This window comes from Desmonostoc vinosum (genome assembly GCF_059505385.1).
In genome coordinates, this window is record NZ_JCACKM010000328.1 from 32,309 (window position 1) to 55,563 (window position 23,255).

The 23,255-nt window shown below is 41.9% G+C and carries 13 protein-coding genes; 7 read left to right on the forward strand and 6 right to left on the reverse strand.

The features are described 5' to 3' along the window. The first annotated feature begins 72 nt into the window (after positions 1-72). Entirely contained in the window at positions 73-2,412 is a 2,340-nt protein-coding gene (locus AC5JMF_RS32735) for a PhoX family protein (protein WP_495799874.1), read from the forward strand. 196 nt (positions 2,413-2,608) lie between these two features. Here the strand turns inward: AC5JMF_RS32735 and AC5JMF_RS32740 are convergent, their stop codons facing one another. Beyond that, on the reverse strand, positions 2,609-3,166 hold the full coding sequence (locus AC5JMF_RS32740) for a PEP-CTERM sorting domain-containing protein (protein WP_495799875.1): 558 nt from the start codon (positions 3,164-3,166) through the stop codon (positions 2,609-2,611). Between the two features lie 575 nt (positions 3,167-3,741). Between AC5JMF_RS32740 and AC5JMF_RS32745 the strand changes: the two genes are divergently transcribed. Continuing rightward, positions 3,742-4,944: an argininosuccinate synthase gene (locus AC5JMF_RS32745; protein ID WP_495799876.1), complete on the forward strand. Its 1,203-nt coding sequence runs from the start codon at positions 3,742-3,744 to the stop codon at positions 4,942-4,944. A 272-nt stretch (positions 4,945-5,216) separates the two neighbouring features. Here the strand turns inward: AC5JMF_RS32745 and AC5JMF_RS32750 are convergent, their stop codons facing one another. After that, positions 5,217-5,846, reverse strand: a complete 630-nt coding sequence (locus AC5JMF_RS32750; protein WP_495799877.1) for a DedA family protein — start codon at positions 5,844-5,846, stop codon at positions 5,217-5,219. Between the two features lie 467 nt (positions 5,847-6,313). On the opposite strand from AC5JMF_RS32750, the gene AC5JMF_RS32755 reads away from it, so the two are divergent. After that, positions 6,314-6,676, forward strand: coding sequence for an STAS domain-containing protein (locus AC5JMF_RS32755; protein WP_495799878.1), 363 nt, complete (start codon positions 6,314-6,316; stop codon positions 6,674-6,676). Positions 6,677-6,770: 94 nt separating this feature from the next. On the opposite strand, the gene AC5JMF_RS32760 is transcribed toward AC5JMF_RS32755, so the two are convergent. From AC5JMF_RS32760 to AC5JMF_RS32770, 3 genes are all read right to left on the reverse strand, one after another. Further along, complete coding sequence (locus AC5JMF_RS32760; RefSeq protein WP_495799879.1) at positions 6,771-7,841, reverse strand: hypothetical protein; 1,071 nt, start codon at positions 7,839-7,841, stop codon at positions 6,771-6,773. Positions 7,842-7,932: 91 nt separating this feature from the next. Then, positions 7,933-11,352, reverse strand: coding sequence for a molecular chaperone (locus AC5JMF_RS32765; protein WP_495799880.1), 3,420 nt, complete (start codon positions 11,350-11,352; stop codon positions 7,933-7,935). A 93-nt stretch (positions 11,353-11,445) separates the two neighbouring features. Further along, complete coding sequence (locus AC5JMF_RS32770; RefSeq protein WP_495799881.1) at positions 11,446-13,980, reverse strand: proteasome protein; 2,535 nt, start codon at positions 13,978-13,980, stop codon at positions 11,446-11,448. Positions 13,981-14,456: 476 nt separating this feature from the next. On the opposite strand from AC5JMF_RS32770, the gene AC5JMF_RS32775 reads away from it, so the two are divergent. The 4 genes from AC5JMF_RS32775 (at position 14,457) to AC5JMF_RS32790 (ending at position 19,099) form a co-directional block, all read left to right on the forward strand. Beyond that, positions 14,457-17,162, forward strand: coding sequence for a PAS domain S-box protein (locus AC5JMF_RS32775; protein ID WP_495799897.1), 2,706 nt, complete (start codon positions 14,457-14,459; stop codon positions 17,160-17,162). Positions 17,163-17,524: 362 nt separating this feature from the next. Beyond that, positions 17,525-18,166, forward strand: coding sequence for a type I restriction endonuclease subunit R (locus tag AC5JMF_RS32780; protein WP_495799882.1), 642 nt, complete (start codon positions 17,525-17,527; stop codon positions 18,164-18,166). Positions 18,167-18,339: 173 nt separating this feature from the next. Beyond that, positions 18,340-18,504 carry a hypothetical protein gene (locus AC5JMF_RS32785; protein WP_495799883.1) on the forward strand — a complete coding sequence of 55 codons (165 nt, stop codon included), beginning with the start codon at positions 18,340-18,342 and terminating at the stop codon, positions 18,502-18,504. A gap of 151 nt (positions 18,505-18,655) precedes the next feature. Continuing rightward, complete coding sequence (locus tag AC5JMF_RS32790; RefSeq protein ID WP_495799884.1) at positions 18,656-19,099, forward strand: CAAD domain-containing protein; 444 nt, start codon at positions 18,656-18,658, stop codon at positions 19,097-19,099. Positions 19,100-19,264: 165 nt separating this feature from the next. Here AC5JMF_RS32790 and AC5JMF_RS32795 read toward each other — a convergent pair whose 3' ends face one another. Further along, the gene (locus AC5JMF_RS32795) at positions 19,265-23,047 is read right to left on the reverse strand and encodes an AAA-like domain-containing protein (protein WP_495799885.1); all 3,783 of its coding nucleotides are present in this window, start codon (positions 23,045-23,047) and stop codon (positions 19,265-19,267) included. Positions 23,048-23,255: the final 208 nt, after the last annotated feature.

Sequence of the window (23,255 nt, forward strand, 5' to 3'; positions counted from 1 at the left end):
TTTTCTGTCAATAAGTAGAGTTGCTCTTCTATAAAATTTTGGCTGTCACAACACAACAACAGAGGAAGTTAAATGTCTAATTTGAGCCGGAGACAAATTTTAGTATTTTTTGCTGGTAGTGCTGGCGCTGCTGTGTTGGGAGACGCGGTTTTAGATGGAGTTGTTTTTGCCAAAACAAAAAAAACTCCACTGAGTTTTACACCAGTGCGCCTACCTCATCCCTTGAAAATCTATCGATATCAGAAAAGTTACCTACCTACAGGAATTGGTAAGGGAAAAGTACGTAATGCGTCAAAAGATGTTAAGCTAGCTACCTACACAGTAATTGATGATGTTGTAGTACCACCGGAATACGAACGTTACGTAATTGTGAGTTGGGGCGATCGCGTATTCCCTAACAAAGACGATTATTTTGGTTACAACTGCGATTACACAGGTTTTGTTCCCATTGGTAGAACTAATGATACTGGTTATTTATGGGTAAATCACGAATACGTGAGTTTTCCTTTTTCTGTTCTAGCAGCAGAAGATCCTGCTAGTGTCGAAGGGTTAGCCACCAGCTTTGAATCAGTTATTGGTTGGGCATTACCCTCAACAAAAACGATTGAAGTTCAAGGGGAATTTTTATATAACCAAGGTGGATCGATTGTCCGTATTTCTCGCCGTAATGACAAAAAGCGTTTTGCTGTCGTTAGTGGCGATTCCAGAAACCGCCGCCTTCACGGTCTTTCTGGGTTAGGAATTAATAGTCAACGCAAAGACGACTATAAAGGTATCACTGCTTGGGGAAGTCGCAGTTATCAACAAGGAGATCAGAACTATTTGATTGGTACTGGCCCATCTGCAACTCAAGTGTTTAACATTAGTTCTGATGGATTAGGTAACAAAATCATTGGTACTGCTTACAACTGTTCAGGCGGTACAACTCCTTGGGGAACAATCTTATCTGGTGAAGAAAACTTCCAAGGTAGTGTCAGCGAAGCAGTCAAACCTGATGGTACTCAGGTAGAGTATCCTGATGGCAGTCTTGGCAAAACTTTTGGTTTAGTCGGTGAAAAATACGGCTGGATTGTCGAAATTGACCCTATTAATCCTAATTTCCGTCCACGCAAACATACTTGGTTAGGTCGTTTCCGCCACGAAAACGTTACCCTGCGCGCCGAAGCTGGCAAACCATTAATAGCTTACATGGGTGATGACAGACGTGGGGGACACACCTGGAAATTTATCAGTACAGGTACTATTTCCTCGCCTACAAGCAAAGAGAATATTAGCTTATGGGAAAGTGGTACTTTGTATGTTGCCCGTTACAATCCAGATGGCACGGGTCGATGGATACCGTTACTTTTAAATACTCCCACTGATCCTATTTCCCCATCGGTGATTTCTTCTGTAGAATTTGCTGCTTTGGGTTCAGCGCAAAGAGATGGTCTTTTGCCACTGCCAAGACGTAACGGTGTTGCAGGTGAAACTAAAGATGGTGGGTCTTTTAAATGCACTCGCACCAATGAAGCCACAGCACTGCCTGATTATAGAAACAAGAAGCTATCTAACTTCTATCCTTCCCAAGGTGCTGTCCTTGCTGATGCTTTTTTAGCAGCAAACTTGGCAGGCGGAACTCCCACTGCACGTCCAGAAGATTTGGAAGTACATCCAACCACCAAAGAAGTATTCATTGCTTATACTGATGGTGCGCCAGGTAGCGACGGATATCCAGATTCGCGTATTTTCCAAGTTGCCAAGCTGAGTACAGATGTCGATGCAACCCAGCAATCAGGCGGACTGTACAAGATTATTGAAGATAGTGCTGATGGTACAGGTTCAACCTTCCGTTGGCAAAGATTTGCTCAAGGTGGGGAAGCAGGATCAGATGATGGTGCTGGTTTTGCGAATGTAGATAACCTGGTGTTCGACAACAAAGCAAATGTCTGGGGTGTGACTGATATGTCTACTAGCACCCACAACGGTTTTAGTTTGGGTGCAACGCCTACTCAAAACACCATTGATCACACAAAATCTGGTAATGTATCTGATTTCACTGGCGTTTTTGGTAATAACTGGCTGTTCTATATCCCGACTAGTGGTGATGATGCGGGTAAGTTAGTACCTTTTGCTCAAGGGCCAGTGCGTTGCGAGATGACTGGGCCAACTTTTGTAGGAGATACATTAATTATCTCAGTACAGCATCCTGGTGAAGATTCTCCCATCAACGATGGTACAGTTTTGAATCGCGACATTGAAATACTCAACTTGGATGGTACGTTATTCAATCAAACTCGCAACGTGCCTCGCGGCAGTAGCTGGCCAAGTAACATTCCCATCGCTGATGGTGGTAAGGGTAATCCGACAGGTGTCCCCCGTCCATCTGTCATTGGTATTCAACCTAAAAAGTCCACTGGCAGTTTTACCTAAGTTTATTGCCTAGAGACGTTGGTACTTAGTAGAGGCGTTGCAATGCGACGTCTCTACACGTATAATATGCCTTAATACAAAAACCCCACTGATAAGGTGGGGAGTGATTCAATCAGGATTTCTCTTGTCAGTACAAATGTACTGTATTTTGTCTCACAAAGCAAGCAATCTCTAGCAAAAGTCAGGAAAATTACTTCTAATCTGCCACTTTGGTTGCTTTTTTCTTACGCTTCAACCACAATCCCATAGCAGCAGCGATCGCAGTACCACTAACAGTCATTGGTTCTGGTACCTTAGCATAGCTGACTGTACCTACTTTGGTTGTGTTTAATAAATCAGCACTCAAGATGCTATAAAAATTGCTGCCTCCAATATCTGAAGGTTCTGGCGCACCGCCGATAAAAAACTGATCTTCAACCAAGTAACTTAGCCCCAAAAGTTTGCCATCTTTAAAGCCAACTATCGGAGATAAGCCATCAACATAATTAAAATCGCTTACTTCTGTGTATTTAATACCCAAGTAATCAAATAAAACTGTTAATCCATTGCCAACTCCTACTGTCTCTTCGCCTACACCAGTTAGGATTGAGTCATCATAGCGAAAAGAACCGAAATATTTACCAGGATTGTCGCCTGATGTTGCATCAACAGTGAAGTTGTAATCAATCAAAGCAGCTTGTGTAGGATTAATACCAACAGCAGTAACAGAAATGGCAACAGCAGCAGAAATGCCAAAGTTTTTCGCTAATTTCATTAGAAAATACTCCAAACCTGAAAAATCACTAATTCTGTAATTTCACTTAGATAAACTTTTCACCGTTGTATGAAGGTTAAGAAATCTCAAAAATAAGGTTATTTTCACTTAATCTTTACGTTTGTCAGCAATATATAAATTCTGTATGAACAACTATAGGAATCTGACTTGATTGATGAAATTATTTGCGTAGGCTGAGCGAAGTCGAAGCCTACGGGTAATGCTCAGGCTACGGGGAGTAGGGAGTGTTTCAGAAATCAAATAGGAGTTCTAATAGACTCCTGAATTCTTATAGAGATTAGAAATTTGAAAGTATCAGTATACTGGCATGTTCAAAGCAGCATCAAAAAATTTAAGATTAAAGCGATCGCTTTGTGACTAAAACCAGAATATATTCATCCCCAACTTAACTGAGAAAGCTGAAGCAATTTTCCAACAATCGCGGATACTGGGATTCTACAACTAAATATAAAAAAGTTTCTTACCCTACTCCCCACTCCCCTTTTCAGAAAAAATACATGTGTTAGTTAGATATAATAATGACTCATTCTTTGTTTTCCTAACTGGAGAAACTAATGGGTCGCGCCAAAAAGGTTGTCCTGGCATATTCTGGAGGAGTGGATACCTCAGTTTGCATACCTTACCTCAAGCATGAGTGGGGTGTAGAAGAAGTAATTACCTTAGCAGCAGATTTAGGTCAAGGAGATGAACTAGAGCTAGTTCGAGAAAAAGCTCTAAAATCAGGTGCAAGTGAGTCCCTAGTGGCGGACGTCAAAGACAGTTTTGTTCAAGATTACGCCTTTAGAGCGATTCAAGCCAACACCCTATACGAAAATCGCTATCCTCTGGGAACTGCCCTTGCTCGTCCATTAATTGCCAAAATATTAGTAGAAACAGCCCAAAAATATGGTGCTGATGCGATCGCTCATGGTTGTACTGGCAAAGGAAATGATCAGGTTCGCTTTGATGTCTCCTGTGCAGCCTTGAATCCCCATTTGATGATACTCGCACCAGCCAGGGAATGGGGGATGAGCCGTGAAAAAACTATCGCCTATGGTGAACAGTTTGGTATTCCTGCGCCGGTGAAAAAATCTTCTCCCTACAGCATTGACAAAAATTTACTTGGTCGTAGCATCGAAGCTGGTGTATTGGAAGATCCAGCAGCAGAACCACCAGAAGAAATTTATGAAATGACCAAAGCGATCGCTAACACTCCAGATGAGCCAGAATACATCGAAATTGGCTTTCACCAAGGTATTCCTACAACTCTTAACGGTATTGATAAAAAACCAGTTGAGCTAATTGAGCAACTTAATCAATTGGCAGGAAATCACGGCATCGGGCGGATTGACATGATAGAGAACCGTCTAGTAGGCATCAAATCGCGGGAAATCTACGAATCACCAGCCATGTTGGTGTTAATCCAAGCCCACAGAGATTTAGAAAGCTTAACCCTGACAGCAGATGTCACCCATTACAAGCGTGGCATTGAAGAAACTTACAGCCAAATAGTTTATAACGGTTTATGGTACAGTCCACTCAAAGTTGCACTTGATGCCTTTATTCAAAAAACACAAGAACGTGTATCTGGAATTGTGCGACTAAAATTTTTCAAAGGCAACGCCAATGTGGTCGGGCGTTGGAGCAATAATTCCCTTTACAGCACCGATTTAGCAACCTACGGTGCTGAAGACCAATTTGACCACAAAGCCGCCGAAGGCTTCATCTACGTTTGGGGGCTACCAACTCGCATTTGGTCGCAACAAACTAGGGGTTAGGGATTGGGGACTGGGGACTGGGGACTGGGGACTGGGGACTGGGGACTGGGGATTGGGGATTGGGGACTGGGGACTGGGGACTGGGGGGGATTGATTATTTTTTCCCCTACTCCCCCATCCTTTCAAAGGTAGGTTTTTAATATTCAGCCTGAAAAACCCATTTTTTTGTTCTAGAATCTTTCTTTGCGTCTCCCCATCCCCGCGTCCCCGCGTCGATCAAAACGCGAAATCTCAAAATCCTACCCACAAAAGATTCCCCCATCCCCCTCTTCTCACTCTTCCGTAGCACTCTTAACTTGGCGAGACTCTAACCACAGGGGTATAGCAATCAAAGCTGCTAAAATTAGCAACGCCACAATTGCAAATTGACTCATCCAAGCTACCAATTGCTCTAAGGGGACAACTTTGCCTGCAAAGAAAGCTAAAGTCACCATCTGACTACCCCAGGCGATCGCCCCTAACAAGTTGTATAAAAAGAATTTACCGAAAGGCATTTCAGCTATACCAGCCAATGGTGCGGCAAAAACTCGCAACAGAGCAAAGAAACGACCGAAAAATACAGCCTTTGCATCATTTTGACTAAATTGTTCTTTAATACTCACTAGCCGCACTTCCGAAACTCTAAATATCTTGCCAACTCGTACTAAGAAAGGCCAACCACCAGTTCTACCAATCCAATAACCGCAAGTAGCACCAATCACAGCACCCATAACAGCGTTGCTCAGAACCAGCCAGAAATTTAGCTCATTATTGCCAGCCAAAAACCCACCTACTAAGGTAACGGTTTCACCAGGAAGGGGAATGCCTAAATTTTCTAGCAAAATTCCGAAAAAAATTGCCCAGTAGCCGTATGTATGAGCAACTTCCTGAATGTTTTCTAGTGAAATCAGCTCTAAAGACATTCCGCACCACCGTCTTTACAAATTTTTACTTTTACTACATTCTTGCTCATTATTGAGTGAGGTGTCAATTAAGCCACCGGAGGGAATTCATGATTTTATCTAGTTTAGAGTCTATGGTAACTATATGGTATTTAAATGTAGGCTATTGAATTTTGAGAATTCTGTACCACAGATACATAGTTATAGAGAAAAAGCAATACAATTTTTATAAAAAATTTATAAATATCTAGAGGAATTATAAAAATACTGTAAAAGATACGGTTGCTACTGAAATTCATAGGCGCTTATGCCTATATTGAGAGAGTTATCACAAATTATACGACATGAATACTGAAATAAAACACCTCAATTGCATTGCTGTAAGTCCCCAAATATCTGGGTAAAGCAGTTCTTTGCTGTTGTCAGGAAAAGCAGTATCGATGTCACTTTTCAGTTTTTGTAAATCTTTCAACTACCCAGTTAAATTCATGACTCTCACACAAGAATTTCAAGAGCTTCAAGTAATTTTGTTCAAACCTCAAGGAAGTATAGACTTACAAGGCGGTATGGTCTTAGGCGAACAGATGGCTGAAGTAGTACCCCAGACTCATCAACTCTGGGTAATTGACCTAGCAGCAGTAGATTTCATGGATAGTTCTGGGTTAGTTCCCTTAGTTAAAGGGCTAAAAGCTGCACGCCAGAGTGGTTGTCGCTTGGTTCTTTGCAATGTACAAGCTCGTGTAAAGTTAATTTTGGAACTTACTCAACTTGATTCAGTGTTTGAAATTTTCGATAGTTACGAAGAAATCCTGACGCTTGTCAAAGATAACAGATTGGCGCTAGTGGGTTGATTGTTTGTAAATCAAAACTTTTGTTCAATTACAAAACTGTGGGGCTATCAGACTTTGGCAGCCTCAGTTTTTTTGACTTGTTAATACTAGTAATCTAACGTAATGAACGAAATATGACTCGCCCTGGATATTCTTGTTGATTAATTCGCGCATAAACTCGCAAACATGTCAGCACTTCTCCAGGAACACCGCCACAATCTAGTTGCAAGTCGTCTTTAGATAGGGCGCAAATATCAGCATACAGTCCAGATAGTTGACGAATTCGCACTTCGTTACCTGCGTTATTCGCCCTGTCGGCAATTTTTTTGAGGATACGTCTTGATTCTTGCTGCAATTTTCCCCACCAAGAATAACGTTCTACTGGTGGGATGAAAACTAGGGAATGTATGGCTTCGTCTATGTCAATCCAAGCGTGTAAAGTTAATAATGGATCGGGATTTTGTTCGGCTTTTTGGGTGCGTTGGATGCGATCGCTTAATGCCTCGATGTATTGAGTCCGCTGTTCTGGTTTAGAATGTAAGGAAATGATATCAAAGTTAAATACGCTTTTGAGCGCGTGATGTAAGTCGGGTTCGATATCAATAAAGGTGATATATAAAGGTAAAAAGCTAGTAATTAAATCTAAATCTTCTGATAAATTAATATTTAAAAGTGCTGGTTGAGATAAGCATAAACCTTGGGCTTGTACTGTACCGCTAAGTCCAGGGTAAATAATTTCATCTCTGTTAAAAGGCAGTTGATCAAGATTGATGTTATCTTCTATTGCACCAGCTTGTTGGGCTAAATCTAAGGCGCGTTGTCGCCATGATGTAGCTAAGTCTTCTGGAACTCTCAGCAGTTTTCTCTGGATTTCGTTCCATAAGTCGGCGTCGGTTTGGCTTTGCAGTTGGGAATTTTCTAGGTAAAGTGTCAGTTCTGGATCGGAGTTGAAGGCTTGCTGAAGGTGGGTGAGTTTTAAGTCATTGGTGGGATCTTCTTGTGGTTGGGCTGGTTGTAGTAGGTGATGGAGTTCTTGCAGGAGTTCGTCGCATGTTTGGGCTGCTGGATCTTGTGGGTTTTCTAGGCGGGCTTGGTTTAGGGTGGCTTGTAGTCCGTGTAGGGTAAATCTTAGCAGTTGGGCTAGTTGTGAGTTTTGTGTTTGTAATAGTTGATGTAAATGCTGCATGGATGTTGGGTTTTTATCTCACGCAGAGGCGCAGAGACGCAGAGGTTTTTAAAGCTTTTGCGTGAGGTAAGTTTGTGAGTGGTGGGAGGTTTTAATGGATGCCGCAAAAGGGATCGCGTTCTTTATCGACTTCGTTGGGTTGTAGTTCTAGTTGGGTTTGGAAGACGCATCCTGGTTGTTTGAGGCTTTCGGGATTTTTTGATGTCCAGTAGGGGACTTCACCGGCGTGCATCCGAAGGATGCCTTTGTCGTCTAGGGAGACGCGGTATTGGCAGGGGTAGTCTGTGGTGATGTCTGGTTTGCTAAGTGCGCCTATTCGTATCCATTTTTTGGTGTTGGTTGCGGTGTCTGTTTGGTAAACGTAGAAGGTGTGCTGCCCGGTTTGGGGGAAGGGGGGGAGGGGGTTACTGATTAAGCCGGTTGCTGGTTGGGTTTGTCCATCTTGGAGGTAGTGGAAGTCTTGCAGGAGTTTGCGATCGCTTCCTACTTCAAATACTAGGTGATAAGCACCCGGTTGGTGAACTGTGGCTGATTCGATGACGTTGATGGCTATGTCACCATCGTTGAGATCTTTTTGGGGACGCTCAACTGCGATGTTCCAGGTTAAGTTACCATCTGTAAATATTGTTGGTGTTTCTAAGGTGTCTAAGGCTGTGGATATTGCTGATCGCACGTCGATACCAGGGACATCTATTAAATAGTGGGGGTTGCCTTGACAAAGTAGGACGCTAAACTGTAATGTCTGGTCAATCTCGAACTGGATTTTGATGTTTTTGAGAAATTCTGGTTCGTCTATCCCCAGTTTTTCCATGAGGCTTTTGCCGTCGAAGCTACCCCAAAGTCTTAAGTCTCCGTCTTCGTAGTCTTGGCGGTAGACGATGTTGGTTAATTGGATGCCTTGCCAGGTGGTGCGAACTTTGGCTACACTCTCTTGTGGTACGAGTTGGTAAAGTTCTTGTCCGGCTTTGAATATTGGCAGGAGTTCGTTACTTTGGGTTTTACGTTTAAAGTTGCAGGGTAGGTAATAAAATAGGTTTTTAACGTCGATTTCTAGTTGGTTGGCTCCTTTACGCAGCAGTCCTTTGGATTCTTCGGGATCGAATCTCAGTCGGCGTAGTTTCTCGGCGTAGCAAGCACCGGCGGAGGTGGCAAGTTTGGTAAATTCCAAAACAAAGGTGATGCGTTCGGGATTCCAAACAAAATACGGAGATTTGCTAAATTCTTGGTAGATGTGGCGCTGTACTATGTCGAGGTTGCAGGTTTTACCGGATAGGATTAACCAGTCAACTTTTTGTGTGCCGGAATTGTGGTTATGTTCGTCGGAACGCAAGCGACTATGCATCAATCCTTTGGCAATACCAATGGCCTCTTTGATTGCAGAGGTGGCGGCTCGTTCAAATTGCTGGCTATCTAAGATAACGTGGATGTTATGAGGATTGATGATTTGCAATTTGACGCCTGTTTGACTCAGTAGTTCAGAAATTTGCTGTTCAGTCAGCGTGAAGGTTAAGGGGGAAGCAGCTGGTGGTTGCTGCTGTCCAAGTTTGAGTTTGGCTGCTTCTGCATGATCCCAAAGGCTATAGAATGTTTGCAAACGCTGGGGTGCTTGTTGCCAACGGGTGGGTAGGACTTTTTCGGCGGTATCTAAGGCATCTTTATAGGCAACGTCGCCTTCTGGATTCTGCTTATCTAAACATTTTAAAAGACTGCCGCTTTTGAATTTACTTTGTTCTAGGAAGCGTTCGTTTAATTCGGAGTTAATTAAGTCTTCTAGTTTTTCGCTGGTGATATCTCCGGCGGTGATTGCTGTTAAGAGAAAATCAGCGATCGCTACTTTTAATAATCTGAAAATTCGCAGTGTGATTAATTCACCACCTAATTGTAAATGACCAGATGAACCTAATAGTTTAGGGGTGAGTTTATAATAGCGCCCTCCTAAACCTCTATCTTCATAGTCGGCAAAGAAGGGTGTTTTGTCTTCTAGGGTGAGTTCGATTAAGGCTAAGTCGGTGGTGCCACCGCCAATGTCTAATACTAAAACGTTTTGTGACCATTTGTTGCCGTCGCGGCGACAACGGGTTTTGAATGACTCGATACCGATGTTGAGATTACCGCCAAATTCTCGCCACAAAAAGAATATCGCTACGGAAACGGCTTCATCGTAAGCTGTTTGCACATCATCGATACCTAACTGTTCAACTAGTTCCTTGACTTCCTTACGGACTACTGGCGGTGCAACTGTGGGATAGGTGACGACTGCTGTTAAGAAATCCCCTTCCGAAAATCTGCGTTGTGCCCGTTGGCGATAGTCTTCAGTTAACTCGATTAAATGTGCCCAAGCTGCTTGGATTAATTCGTTAGCGGTGATTGTTTCTTCTTTACCATCTACAATAATCGGAAAATCTCGCTCTTGTCCAAAATAACGTTTGGGTGAGTGGTGAAATTTGCTGATAATTTCTTTTAAAGAACTGCTTGTACCTTGAGCGATCGCTTTTTTTCTATTATCTCTTGCTTCTCTACCCATGCGTAGTTGCAAGGCGGTTAATTGAGAAACTTCCAACTCGCTAGGGATTTCTGTGTCGCGGCGATCAATATCCAGCACAACTGGAATTAAATTTTGCGATTCTAGAGTCGGAACGCGAAACACTTCATGATATATCTGATAAAGTTGTTTGCTCACAGCACGGCGAAATCTTTCACTGTTACCTAAACATAGTTCTATTTGACGAATCGCTTCTAGGAATTGCTCTTTATTATCGCCTTCAAAGACTTCAATTAACTGTGTTGGTTGGATTTCTAAATTGCGGCAAATATCAGCGATAAATTTTTCCCACTCTGCAATACTAACATCTGGTAAAGCCACAGATACAGGAGAACTCAGCCATTGCACCAAGCGTTCGCGCAACCGTTTTTCTTGTTCTTTGGGCAAAATTTCGGCGATGGGAACTTCAATCGGATCAAACAATGTCACTGTGGAATTCGAGGTGCCAAAATCTAAAGCAAACCATCCTGGAAATTTTTGTCTAGGTTTTTCATTTGGTTGTTTACTATCGTCATTTAGTTTGAAAGGGTTCATGACAGTATCCATTTCTGTTGTTTGCTTAATTGGTGGCTGCTCAAAATTTGGTAGAAACCACAGATAACAAAAAGCCTCTATATGTTTTCGCACCGACAGCATTGGGTGTCCGGTAGTGTCAGAATCAAAATACTCGACAATTACCTGTAAAGTGCAATTGATTGGTTGGGTTAAAGGTTGTTCTAATTTACAAATGTGTTTTCCTAATTGTCCTTGGGTAGAGATTTTCGCTGGTGTAGCAGATTGAAATTGTTTATACGATTTTTGAATTTGTGCTGCTAATTCTTTAGGTGTGCCTCTCACAGAACAAGTAATGCGCGAAACATGAGGTACATTGCTACCAGAAGCAAAAATTTGAATAGCAGGAAGTTCTAACTCTTGATTTTCTTTAACATAAAGTTGAAACCGACGTGCAAGCTGAATTTCCACAGGCATTTCATATTATCCTTTGTAATGGGGAGTGGGGAATTGGGAGTGGGGAATTGAACAGTTACAAATGACAAATGACAAATGATAAGTAACAAATAACTATTGATAATTAGCAACTTCTACAAGTACCTGCAACCAACTAGGAACTTCTACTTCAGGAGATGATTCTTGTGCTGATAGGTATCTTAGCAGTGCTTCTTTTTTAGAAAGGTTTTGCAGACTGGGAATAATTTGATCTAAAATGCCTTCTAATTCCGCATTTACTTGTTGATTAATCTCGCTCACATACTGTACAAGATGTAGACTACCGCTAGTAATTATTTCATCTCGCAGTCGCAGTACTAGCAGTTGATGATTGGTAGATTTGGGTAAGTTTTGATTTTTTTCTGGTGCCCAGTCAAAAATTTGCCCGATGTGATGTTTTTCATCTTGCAGCGCTAAAGGAAAGATGATTTCTGGTGCGATCGCTTGCTCATTATGACTCATTTCGGAGATGATTGCTTCTTGCCATTTATTCGGATCACATCCTAAAAATAGTTTGTAGAATAAATCAGCTTCTTCTACGCCGAATTTGGCTTCGATTTCTTGTTCCATCTGGGGATGGAGAATTGACAGCAAATGATCGCGTTCTTGAGATATCTGATTGGATAATCTGTCTAACAAGTCCATGACTGCTTGCCGAATGCGATCGCGGGCAAAATCTTCTAGTTCCTGAATGGTTTTTTCAAATGCTGGATAAAAATCATCACTTTTAGTCGGTAAGGAATTATTGATGCGATTGCCTCGATCAAATAACTTACCCGCTGCGCCTTTAGATTCTGTCAGGGCGATCGCACCATTATTCACTTTATTGAAAAGTAAAGTCCACTGACTCCAACTCAGGATTCTAAAGGTGAGTTCGTCTTTGATCACATCGCTGACGACAATACCACGTTTGTCTTTTAGTGGTTCTTTACTTAAGTTTTTCTGAAAGTTTCTATAGGTTTTATCTAAACTTTCAATTGTCGAATTTAGCTCATTAAAAGCAGGGCTGTCTGTTGTTGGTATACCTTGTTGATGAATTTCTTCGATGATATTTTTCAAGTTATCTTGTTGTTGACGCACCACATTAGCAGCTCTTTGAGTATCTGCATATAATTGCTTTAATCCATGAGTGGCTACGTGGGTTTGAATCAATTCTCGCAGTTTGCTAATACCCCCATCTTGAGCAAAGTAACCTAACTGTCTACCCAAATAGCTGCGTGTATTAGACTCTAGCAATATTTCGCTTAAACGTGCCCATTTCTGTTGCAAACGTTTGGATTGTTCCAGGTAATTAGGATAATCCAAATTAGCCAGAAATTCTGGTGAACCGGCTTTAACTGTAGTAGAACGTTTGGCTAATTCCGCTAGTCCTAAAAGTGGCGATAGTAATACAATTCGGTCTTTTTGAGTAGTAAATGCTTCTGCACCATCAATAATCGTTTGCAAAACTTTAAGTTTTTGGAAAACGGTTGCTTCTTGCAAATCAGGATCAGTGGCATGATCTGTAATTAGCGAGTCAAGTTCTCTTTCGCCACCTTCATTATCTAAAGGTAGTTGATCAAAGCGACCCACACCGACGAGAATGAGATCCTTGAGGTTTTGTCCCGGACGTTGCTGCTGCATCATCGTAAAGATGCGATTGGCGCGATCGCTTCCGGGAGTTTTGCCATTTAGCAGTACTAGAATCGTCTGTACCTCTGCCAATTCCCGCAATGACAAAAACGTATCCCTAGCACCAGAATTAGCAGCCCCTAAGCCAGGAAAGTCCAAGAGAGTAAATCTTTGTGCCCCCCCGACATCCCAAATTTCCCGTGATGTCTTCACCTCAATATCGACACGGCGAATTAAGGGAAAGCTGTTTTGCAACAACTTTGTTGGTAACTTCTGGGGTGAACTCGGCAGTCTAATATGAGCTGGGGGTAAATCTTCAAAATTGAGAGCTTGAATCGCTAAAGGCTGTTCAGTTAACTGTAAACCCTCACGAGCTGCGATCGCATCAATCTGGTAACTTTGACCACAGATAGCCTCCCCATAAGCATGATAGGCTCGCAGAAACAACACCAGTTCCCTGAGCAAATAACGTAACTCTAAGTTATTGCTACTACTCCATGTTGCTTCACACCAGTTAATAATATCTCTCCCTGTTTTTAGCTGTGCAAACGGTATGGGTGCAAGTCCTGCTGCTGTTGTTCTTCTACCAGCCTCCCCTAGCATGAAATACAAGCACTCGTGTACCCCTTCATGAGAAAGATACTCTACAGTAAAACTATCTACTTGAGTTGTGACAAAATCATCCTGCGGTACTATATGAATAGCAGTCACATTACCTGTAGTAGGGTTTTCACTAATTGGTAAAGCATCTGCATAGCCAATTAAACTACCCAAAAGTAAAGTTTTGCCGCTGCTAAATTCCCCCATAACACCGATTTTGACGGGTGAAGTAGCAAATTCTACGGTTTTCTGAGCAGCTTCTCGCAGACGGACAAGACATTCGTCAAGGCTAGCTGGAATCCAATCTTCTAGTTTTGAAGGGTTCTGAGGCACCGAATCTATTTTCTGGAGGATAAACTCGCCGTAATCTTTAAAACACTCCAGTTTTTCAGGTTCCATAGAATAGTTCCCCACCTAACGTCAATTTCTGTGAGCTTTATAGCATAAAAAAATGCAATCAACAGCTATCGTTGTAGCGCATTAACATTGTGTTTGACATTTACCTCAATTTATTTGTTATTTTAGTGTGAGGCTTTTTACTAACCAGCGTTATTTTAAAAATCTTATTTTTATCTGATCAAAAAATAAAAAAGAAATAAATATTTATTTTGTGTTGGGATTTTTCCTAGATAAAATAATGATTGCAATTAAAAATCCACCAATAATGTTTAACAACCCTAAAGTATCGATGCGACTCTCTATCCATCTATTTTCTTGGCCAACTTGGCGTTTTGGCGGTTCGTTTACAAAATGACCCAGATTTCCAGAGTAAATATTTTATCTTCTTCGGATTTCTCTTATTTATTCAAAAGGTGCAGAACTCTATTAACCAAATTCACAAAATCAGTAAAACAGTAGAGACGAGCGCTACATTAATGCATGTCAACGATCACAACTTCGCACAAGCGGTAAATCAAGTCCCAAAAATTATCGATAGCAACATCGATTTTCGCACGATTGTCGAAAATACAAATAATATTATATTTGCACTAACACGCCAAGGCATATTTTCCTACATCTCTCCCAATTGGACTGACATCTTAGGACATGAATTGTCAGAAATTATAGGTAAACCTTTCATTCTCTTCATACATCCTCACGATACCTCAATCTGTACAGAATATATCAAAATAGCTTTGACAACAGCTAAAAAACAAGACCCGATTGAATATCGAGTTAAACACAAAGATGGTAGTTGGCGATGGCACACAAGCAATGCATCTACAATTAAAGACGCCAATGATAGTTTTTTGTATTTAGTTGGTATTTGTCACGACATTACCACCCGCAAACAAGCAGAAGAGAAAATATTAGAACGAGCGCGTTTAGCTGATTTTCGTGCTGATGTAGACGCTGGTTTGGCACAGAGTAAAACGTTAGAGTGCATGATGCGCTATTGCACTGAAGCTCTAGTTCAGCACATCAATGTCGCATTTGCTCGTCTGTGGACATTAAATAAACAGGAAAATGTACTAGAACTGCAAGTCAGTTCTGGTATGTATACTCACATAGATGGCCCTCATAGACGAGTGCCAGTTGGTCAATTTAAGATTGGTTTGATAGCCCAAGAAGGCAAGCCTCACCTCACCAACTCCGTAAAAACCGATCCAGGGATAAGTAATAAAGAGTGGGCAGAACGTGAGGGTATGGTTGCCTTTGCTGGTTATCCTTTGATTGTGGAAGGCGAAACACTAGGCGTAATCGCGATGTTTTCTCGCCAAGAACTCACAGAATCTACTTTCAAAGTACTCGCTATTGTGGCTGATGAAATTGCTATTGGCATCAAGCGTAAACAAACCGAGGAAGCATTAGCAAAGAGTGAAGCGCGTTTTCGCCATCTTGTGGAAACAACTAACGATGGTGTGTGGGAAATAGATCATCAGGGAGTCTACACTTACGTTAGCCAAAAAATCCGGGAAATTTTGGGATACGAACCACAAGAAGTATTAGGCAAAACCCCCTTCGACTTAATGCCACTAGCAGAAGCAAACCGAGTCAGAGAAATTTTCCGGGTGATGGCTGACTCCAAACAGCCTTTAATTAATCTCGAAAACAAAAATCTCCACAAGCACGGGCACTTAGTTATTTTAGAAACTAATGGCGTCCCTTTCTTTGATGCATCAGGCAATTTTTTGGGTTATCGCGGTGTTGATAGAGACATCACAGAACGCAAACAAGCGGAAGAAGCTTTGCAAGCCTTAGTGGCGGGAACAGCTGCGGTGACAGGCGAAGAATTTTTCCCCGCTCTGGTGCGTCATTTAGCAGCTGCTTTGGGAGTTCGTTATGTTGTGTTGGCAGAATGCGTAGCAGAAGATTCCACTAAAGCGAGAGTCATCTCATTTTGGATAGGCGATCGCCTCACAGAAAACTTCGAGTACAATTTAGCCAACACCCCTTGTGAAGTTGTACTCACAAAAGGCATGAGTTGCTACACCAGTGGCGTGCAGCAACTATTTCCCCAAGATGAAGAGTTACGATTGCTAGATGTCGAAAGCTATTTGGGAGCGCCCCTTGTCGATACATTCGCCACCCCAATAGGATATCTTTGTGTATTGGATACCAAACCAATATTACAGCCAGAACGAGCCAAAGCGATCATCGCTATTTTTGCAGCACGAGCCGCAGCAGAACTACAGCGCCAGGGGACAGAAAACGCCCTCCGCAAAAAAGCCCAGCAACTACAAGAGACGCTGCGAGAACTGCAACAAACTCAAGCGCAGCTGATTCAAACCGAAAAAATGTCCAGTTTAGGACAGCTAGTGGCAGGTATTGCCCATGAAATCAATAATCCCATCAATTTCATCTACGGTAACATCAGCCACGCCAGTGCATATATCAAGAGTTTGCTGCACTTGGTAGAACTTTATCAACAGCACTACCATCCACCTGCACCAGAAATTGAAAAAGAAATTCAGGTGATGGATTTAGATTTTATCAGCCAAGACTTACCCAAAATCATCAATTCCATGGATATAGGAGCCGAACGAATTCGGCAGATAGTTTTATCTTTACGCAACTTCTCTCGCACAGACGAAGACGGCATGAAGCCAGCAGATATCCATGATGGTATAAATAATACTCTATTACTGTTACAAAGTCGCCTAAAAAATAAACCAGAATATCCAAAAATTCAAATCATCTGCGAGTACGGTGATTTGCCACCAGTCATCTGTCATGCTGGACAGATGAATCAGGTATTTATGAACCTGTTAACAAATGCGATCGATGCTTTAGAAGAGGGATTAGGGATTGAGGAAGTGGGAGGGATGAGGGGGATGAGGGAGATGAGGGGGATGAGGGAGAATAATCAATTGCCCATTCCCACAATTTACATTCGCACCCTCGCTCAAGACAACAGCATAATTATTCGCATTGCCGACAATGGCCCAGGAATAACAGAGGAAGTACATAAGCGCTTATTTGACCCTTTCTTTACTACAAAATCTGTCGGTAAAGGCACTGGCATGGGATTATCAATTAGCTATCAAATTGTGGTGAAAAATCATCGCGGACAATTCCAGTGTATTTCTGCACCTGGGGCAGGAGCTGAGTTTGTCATTACTATTCCCCAACAGCAATAGTTGCAATTTTTGGTGTTGCATAATTGCGGGATTATTTGAGAGTTTGCATCAGTACATGATCCCCGCGTCCCCGCGTCTGATACCGTTGGCGAATGTAATACATATTTGTATTTGAAAGTATTATGTAAGCTCAAACCTTCAATCTGCGGTTGCAGCTTTTAGTTGTAACACTTTTGTTTATGCGTTTGTAACACTTTCGCCAACAGTATCCGCGTCTCGGTGTCCCCGCGTCTCGGTGTCCCCGCGTCAACCTCAATCATCCCATTATTCAGCAACGCCCAATTTTTTTCTTTTCTATTCCTTTCCCCTATCCCCTGAGCTAAAATCGTCCGCGATAATGTAATTAGAGAATAGCCAATACTATGACTAGCATATCCCCTATTTCCAAAACAATTCTGACAACTGCTGATGTCGAGGACAGGTTTAATCTTAACCCAAATTCTGATCCCTCATTTTTCCCAGAGTGGTGTCAGAACTTACCTGAACTCACACCGCAGGAAGTAGAGGCTTTAAACCATTTGCATCAGCGATTTGCGGCTCATCGAAGACGTGGCACAATCTCAGAAGGGGCTGTAGATAAGCTTTTGATCTCTCCTCTGTTGGATTTAGCTGGCTTTTACGAACCAGACTTCAACATTCGCACAGAGAAATCGGTTCAGTATGAGCTCGAAGGTGATGAGGAGATTTTGCGCGGACGCATCGACACCCTGATTATTCAAGATCAGTTCTGGGTGCTGGTGGTGGAAGCAAAACGCACGATTATGGTTTCCTTGGCAGTGCCGCAAGCGTTGGCATATATGATGTGCAATCCTAACCCAACGCGATCGCTATATGGTATGGTCAGCAATGGAGATGAGTTTATTTTTCTCAAAGTCAACGTCATGCCGCAACCTGAGTATGGTTCTTCTCAGCTTTACTCTCTGTTTTTCCCACTGGATAATCGAGACTTGCATAAAGTGTTTCGAGTTCTTAAGCAAGTTAAGAATTTGACCGCAACGATTTAGAGACGCAACAAAAAATTCTGTTTAGTCATCATTCTGATATATTAATTTCTCTTAATAAAAACCTCGCTGTAAAAATATTGCTATTATTCTCATTTAATTTAGTAATGAGTACCTCAGCATAAATATTTAGACATTTTTCAACACAACTGAAATCGCTATATTCCTTAGACCTCTTGCAAAAGTCGGATACTCGCCAGAAAATAAATTTTCTGGCTGATAACTCAAGTCGGTTTCAACCGACTAATAACAGTATTTTTAGTCCGTTTCAACGGACTTTTGCTATTAGGCTGAGACTTGAGTCTCTGACGGTTCAAGTATTTATGCAAGAAGTCTCTTAATTTTAAGAAAGTTTTTGTAACTTTTATATAAAAAAGATCATAATTCTTAAGATAGACAAAACTTATTCCAAGCGATTGATGAAAAGTAGTTTTTAAAATGTGGCAATGGTAGTGTTACAGTATCACAAAAACAATCTCTTCTAACAAAGCCATGGAAAGCGAAGTACAACAACCAGAATACGCTAATGTTAGCCCAACGGATGATATGACAACAATTAAAAATTCCGAAACAGGAAATTTATCAAAGGTGACAAACAATAATCAATTTAATCAACAAGCCTCAGAAATCGGGAGAAAAGTTTCTGAATTTTCAGAAAAATTACCGGGATACATAGTGAGATTTTACGAAGAATACAAACTACCGATTATTAGCTTTGGCTTACTTGTGGTGTTAGTTACTTCACTCAAGATCTTACTAGCGATAGTCGATGCCATTAATGATATCCCCTTAGTCTCTCCAATTTTTCAGCTAATAGGAGTTAGTTACGTCATTTGGTTTATTTTCCGCTACTTCCTGAAAGCTTCCACTCGCCAAGAATTAGCTGGAGAAGTTGATTCGATTAAAAAGCAAATTACAGACGACAATATTTCTTGAATCGTCTGGTTAAAGTCGCCTAGTCACTCATGATGAACATTGACTGTTATACCAATTCACGAAAATCCTCATACACATAAATCTTTCGTAGGGGTTTAGCATTGCTAAACCCCTATCCACGTATTTGTATCTTTAATTAAAGTGAAATGGTATTAATCCTGAAAATTAAGAATAATTGCACAGGGAGCGATCGCTCTGTTCTAATACTGTATTAGTTTTCAAATAATCCTTTACCAGAGCGCAACCATAACCCATTGCATCTAAATTGAGAATTCGCTGCAAGTTCCATAAAATCAGCGTGTTATCATCACCCCCAGAAACTAGCAAAGTCCCATCTTGACTGATAGCAATATACCTAATTGCTGCGGTATGTTCTCTGAGGGTAGTTATTTCCGTACCATCCAATTTCCAAAGTTTGACGCTAGCATCCACGCTACCAGAAGCAACTATTTTGCCATCGGGGGTGAATGCCACTCCCCAAATCGCTGCTGTGTGACCTTTGAATGTTTTGAGTAATTTACCCCTTCGGGGTGAATCCTTCAAAGACGCTACGCGAACGCGAGCGCCAGCCGCCTGCAAAGAGATACCCTCCTTCTTTTGGCCAAGACGCTGCGCGAACAGCGCTGGCTCACCATTAACCGCCCACAGCTTAACGGTGTTGTCTCCACTGCCAGTGGCTAGCATTTGACCATCTTGGCTAAAGACCGCTCTCCATATTGTCGCTGAGTGTCCTACCAGAGTTGTTAACAACTCACCATCAAGTGTCCACAATTTAGCAGTATTATCGCCACTGACTGAGGCCACAAGCCGACTATCTGGACTAAATGCAACATGCCAAACTTCCGCCTGATGTCCTTTGATAACCTGCGGTTTAGATTGATTGCGTCGCCATATTTGGACAATATTATCAACATTTGCCATAGCGATCGCTTGCCCGTTGGGACTCAGCACTGCTGCTAAGAGTTTACCAAGAGGATCTTTGTAAGTAGCGACATTAACACCATCTCGCCGCTTAAGTTTAACTATATCAGCATAAGTACGAAGGGCAATTAACTTGCCATCGCCACTTAATGAAACCTCAAAGATTGCACCCCCAGATTCAGTAAAAGTTTTGAGCAATTTACCTTGGCGACTCCACAATTTAGCAGTGTTGTCGTGACCGGCTGTAGCAATTGTTGAACTGTCGGAGGTGATAGCTAGTGACCAAATCCCAGACTTATGAGCAATAATACTTTTCTGGAATGGGTTCTCACTCCGCCAAAGTCTCACAACGTTTTCTGCACCCGTCGAAGCAATAAAGCTACTGTCAGGGCTAAAAGTCACTCCCCAAACTGAGGCACTGTGTCCTCTAAGCGTCCTCAGTTCTGTACCATCAATATGCCAAAGTTTAATAGTTTTGTCGAGACTGGCAGAGGCAATAGTCTGGCCATCGGGACTAAAAGCAACTCCCCAAACTCCGGCACTGTGACCTTTAAGAGTTTTATTTAAGTAGTAGTTTCCATCTGTACTATTTCGTTGCCAAAGTTTGATGGTTTTGTCTTCACTCGATGAGGCAATGGTCTTGCCATCAGGACTAAAAGCTATTCCTATAGCCCAAGCGGTATGACCTAAAAGAGGTTGCAGGGTTTTGGCATTTCTCCACTGTGAACCGTTTCGCCTCCACATTTTTACTGTTCTATCTACACTTGTGGCAGCAACGATTTGACCATCGGGACTAAACGCCACTCCCAAAAAACCCATTTTGTAACCTTGAAACGTGTTAAGCAAGGTGCCGTCTCGCTTCCAAAGTTTCACGGTTGTGTCGAAACTAGCAGAGGCTAGGAATTGACTATCGGGACTAAACGCCACTCCCCAAATCGAACCAATATGACCTTTAAAAGTATTGAGTAAAGTGCCATCCGGCTTCCAGAGTTTAATGGTACCATCTTCACTAGCTGAAGCGAGTGTCTGACCATCAGAGCTAAAATCTATTGCTCTGACAGTTGCAGTATGACCTTTAAGAGTTGCCACTTCTGTACCATCACGCCGCCAAAGCTTGATTGTTTTATCTACACTGGCTGAAGCAATTAAAGAACTATCAGGACTGACATCTACTGCAAGAACCGCTGCTGTGTGGGCCAAAAAACGGTTGTATTCATCTGCTCCATAAACCGCTTGCCGTAATGCATCATCTACTTGCTGCTCAATATTTGTATTTGATTTACCTAATTTTTGCAGTTTTTTTTTGGCTTTGATTGCTTCTATCAGAGCATCTAATCTACGATTTGAGGCAAACAGTCCCACAGAAGAAGATACAAGCGCTCGAATTTCACTGCTTCTAGCTTGACTTTCGCTTTTGAGAGCTTGGCGGTACAAAATGAAACTTCCCAGCCCTAACGCGCCATAGATAAACAAGCCTATACACACCGTAATTAACAAAAATCTTTGCAAATTAGCAGTTTTTTGCTCTTGTTCTAATCTTGCTTCTACCTCTTTCGTCCGTGCTGCTTCTAATGCCGTTTGGACTTCGCACCTGTCGCATTCTTGACTAGCAGCTAAAAATTTATAATCTAAATCGCTCAGACTTTTGCCCTGCACCCAATTGAGGGTGTCTTTTAGAGCCTGTCCTCGCAATAGACGTGATTCATCCTTGTAGCCGGATGTTACCCAAGCATTGAATGTTTGGGAGTAAGGACGGAGATTATCTAACTGTCTGATCACCCATGCAGCATTAAAAACACACCGATAGATTGGATTTTTAATTTTGAGATAGCCGTTGTGTTTCTCGACTAAACCAGATAACAACAGTTCTGTTTGTTCTTGACTATCATCAGTCGGCACAAGAGAAATAAGACGCAAAGAGTCGTCAATATATTCCCTCCCCGCGTCCCCCTTCGGATTCGCAGTCGCCTGCGGAGGGAAACCCTCCCGCAGCGCTGTCTCACCGCGTCCCCCCATCCCCGCGTCCTGTTCTTCCTCGGCTTGCAATACCTGTTGATAAATACCCAACAACCGCCCTGCTCGCTGTTCGTGAAAAAGTAGGCGATCGCGAATTGTCCGCAGATGTTCCGGATCGTCTTTTGCTTCCCAATGTTGGACAATTTGCGACCTTACCAGTTGTTCTAACCAAAATGCTATGATTTCGGGCGGTAAATCAATTCTTCTCTCAGATGTCTTTAACGCAGTTCGCACAACCAACTGACAGAGTTTTTGAGTCAGAAATGGTTGCCCTCCTGTCCAGTAGAGAATCTCCTGCAGTACTGCTTCGCTGTGGCTGATTAATCCTTCTAACCCTTGGAGCAATGGTCTGGCTTCATGCAATTGAAAGCCTTGTAACTCAATTGCTGTACCAATATTAAAAGACGTGCGGCGTTTGTCAGCAATTAAATCAGAGGGACTGGCTACCCCAAACAGGGCAAATCCCAAGCGTTGAAAATTTGAGTCGGATGCTTGTTGATTATAGCAATAACGAATCCAAGCGAAAAAATCGTTGACTGGAAAAGTCAAACTCAACAAACTATCAATTTCATCAATCAAAATGAAAATACGATTGGCTTTACCATTTTGCACAGATTTGCTTTGAGTATTTGGCAGTAAAACCTCCTCTACAAACTGGTTGAGTTTTTGCACACAGGAAATACCTGCTTGCATCTCCCACCAATTTTTAAAGTTAACGTGTTCTGCCAGATTCAAGCTATGAAATAAGCTGATAATAATGCCTTTGTACCATTGTTCTGGTGTAGTATCCTCACTACCCAATCGCGTCATATCCAAATAAGCACAGCTATAGCCTTCTTCTTTAAGACGATAACTGGTACGTTGTAGTAGCGATGATTTACCCATCTGCCGAGAGTTTAAGATGTAGCAAAAATCCCCTGCTTTCAAGCTGGCATAAAGTTGTTCATCTGCTTGACGAACAATATATGTGGGATCATTGCTGTGGAGGCTACCCCCTACTTGATATCTCATATTGAAGTATGATCAGGGAACATAGAAACTTATATAATCATCAGCAAATTTCTACAGCAAACTTTTGATGCGATCGCTTAGCTATTCTCAAGTTAAGCAACCGCTTACTTTTTTACCATTTTTAGGTTTTATTTTTTTGCTGGTTAGTATTTCAGCATATATTAATTAACAAAAACTCTTTTTATACAATCAATCATAAATATTAGCA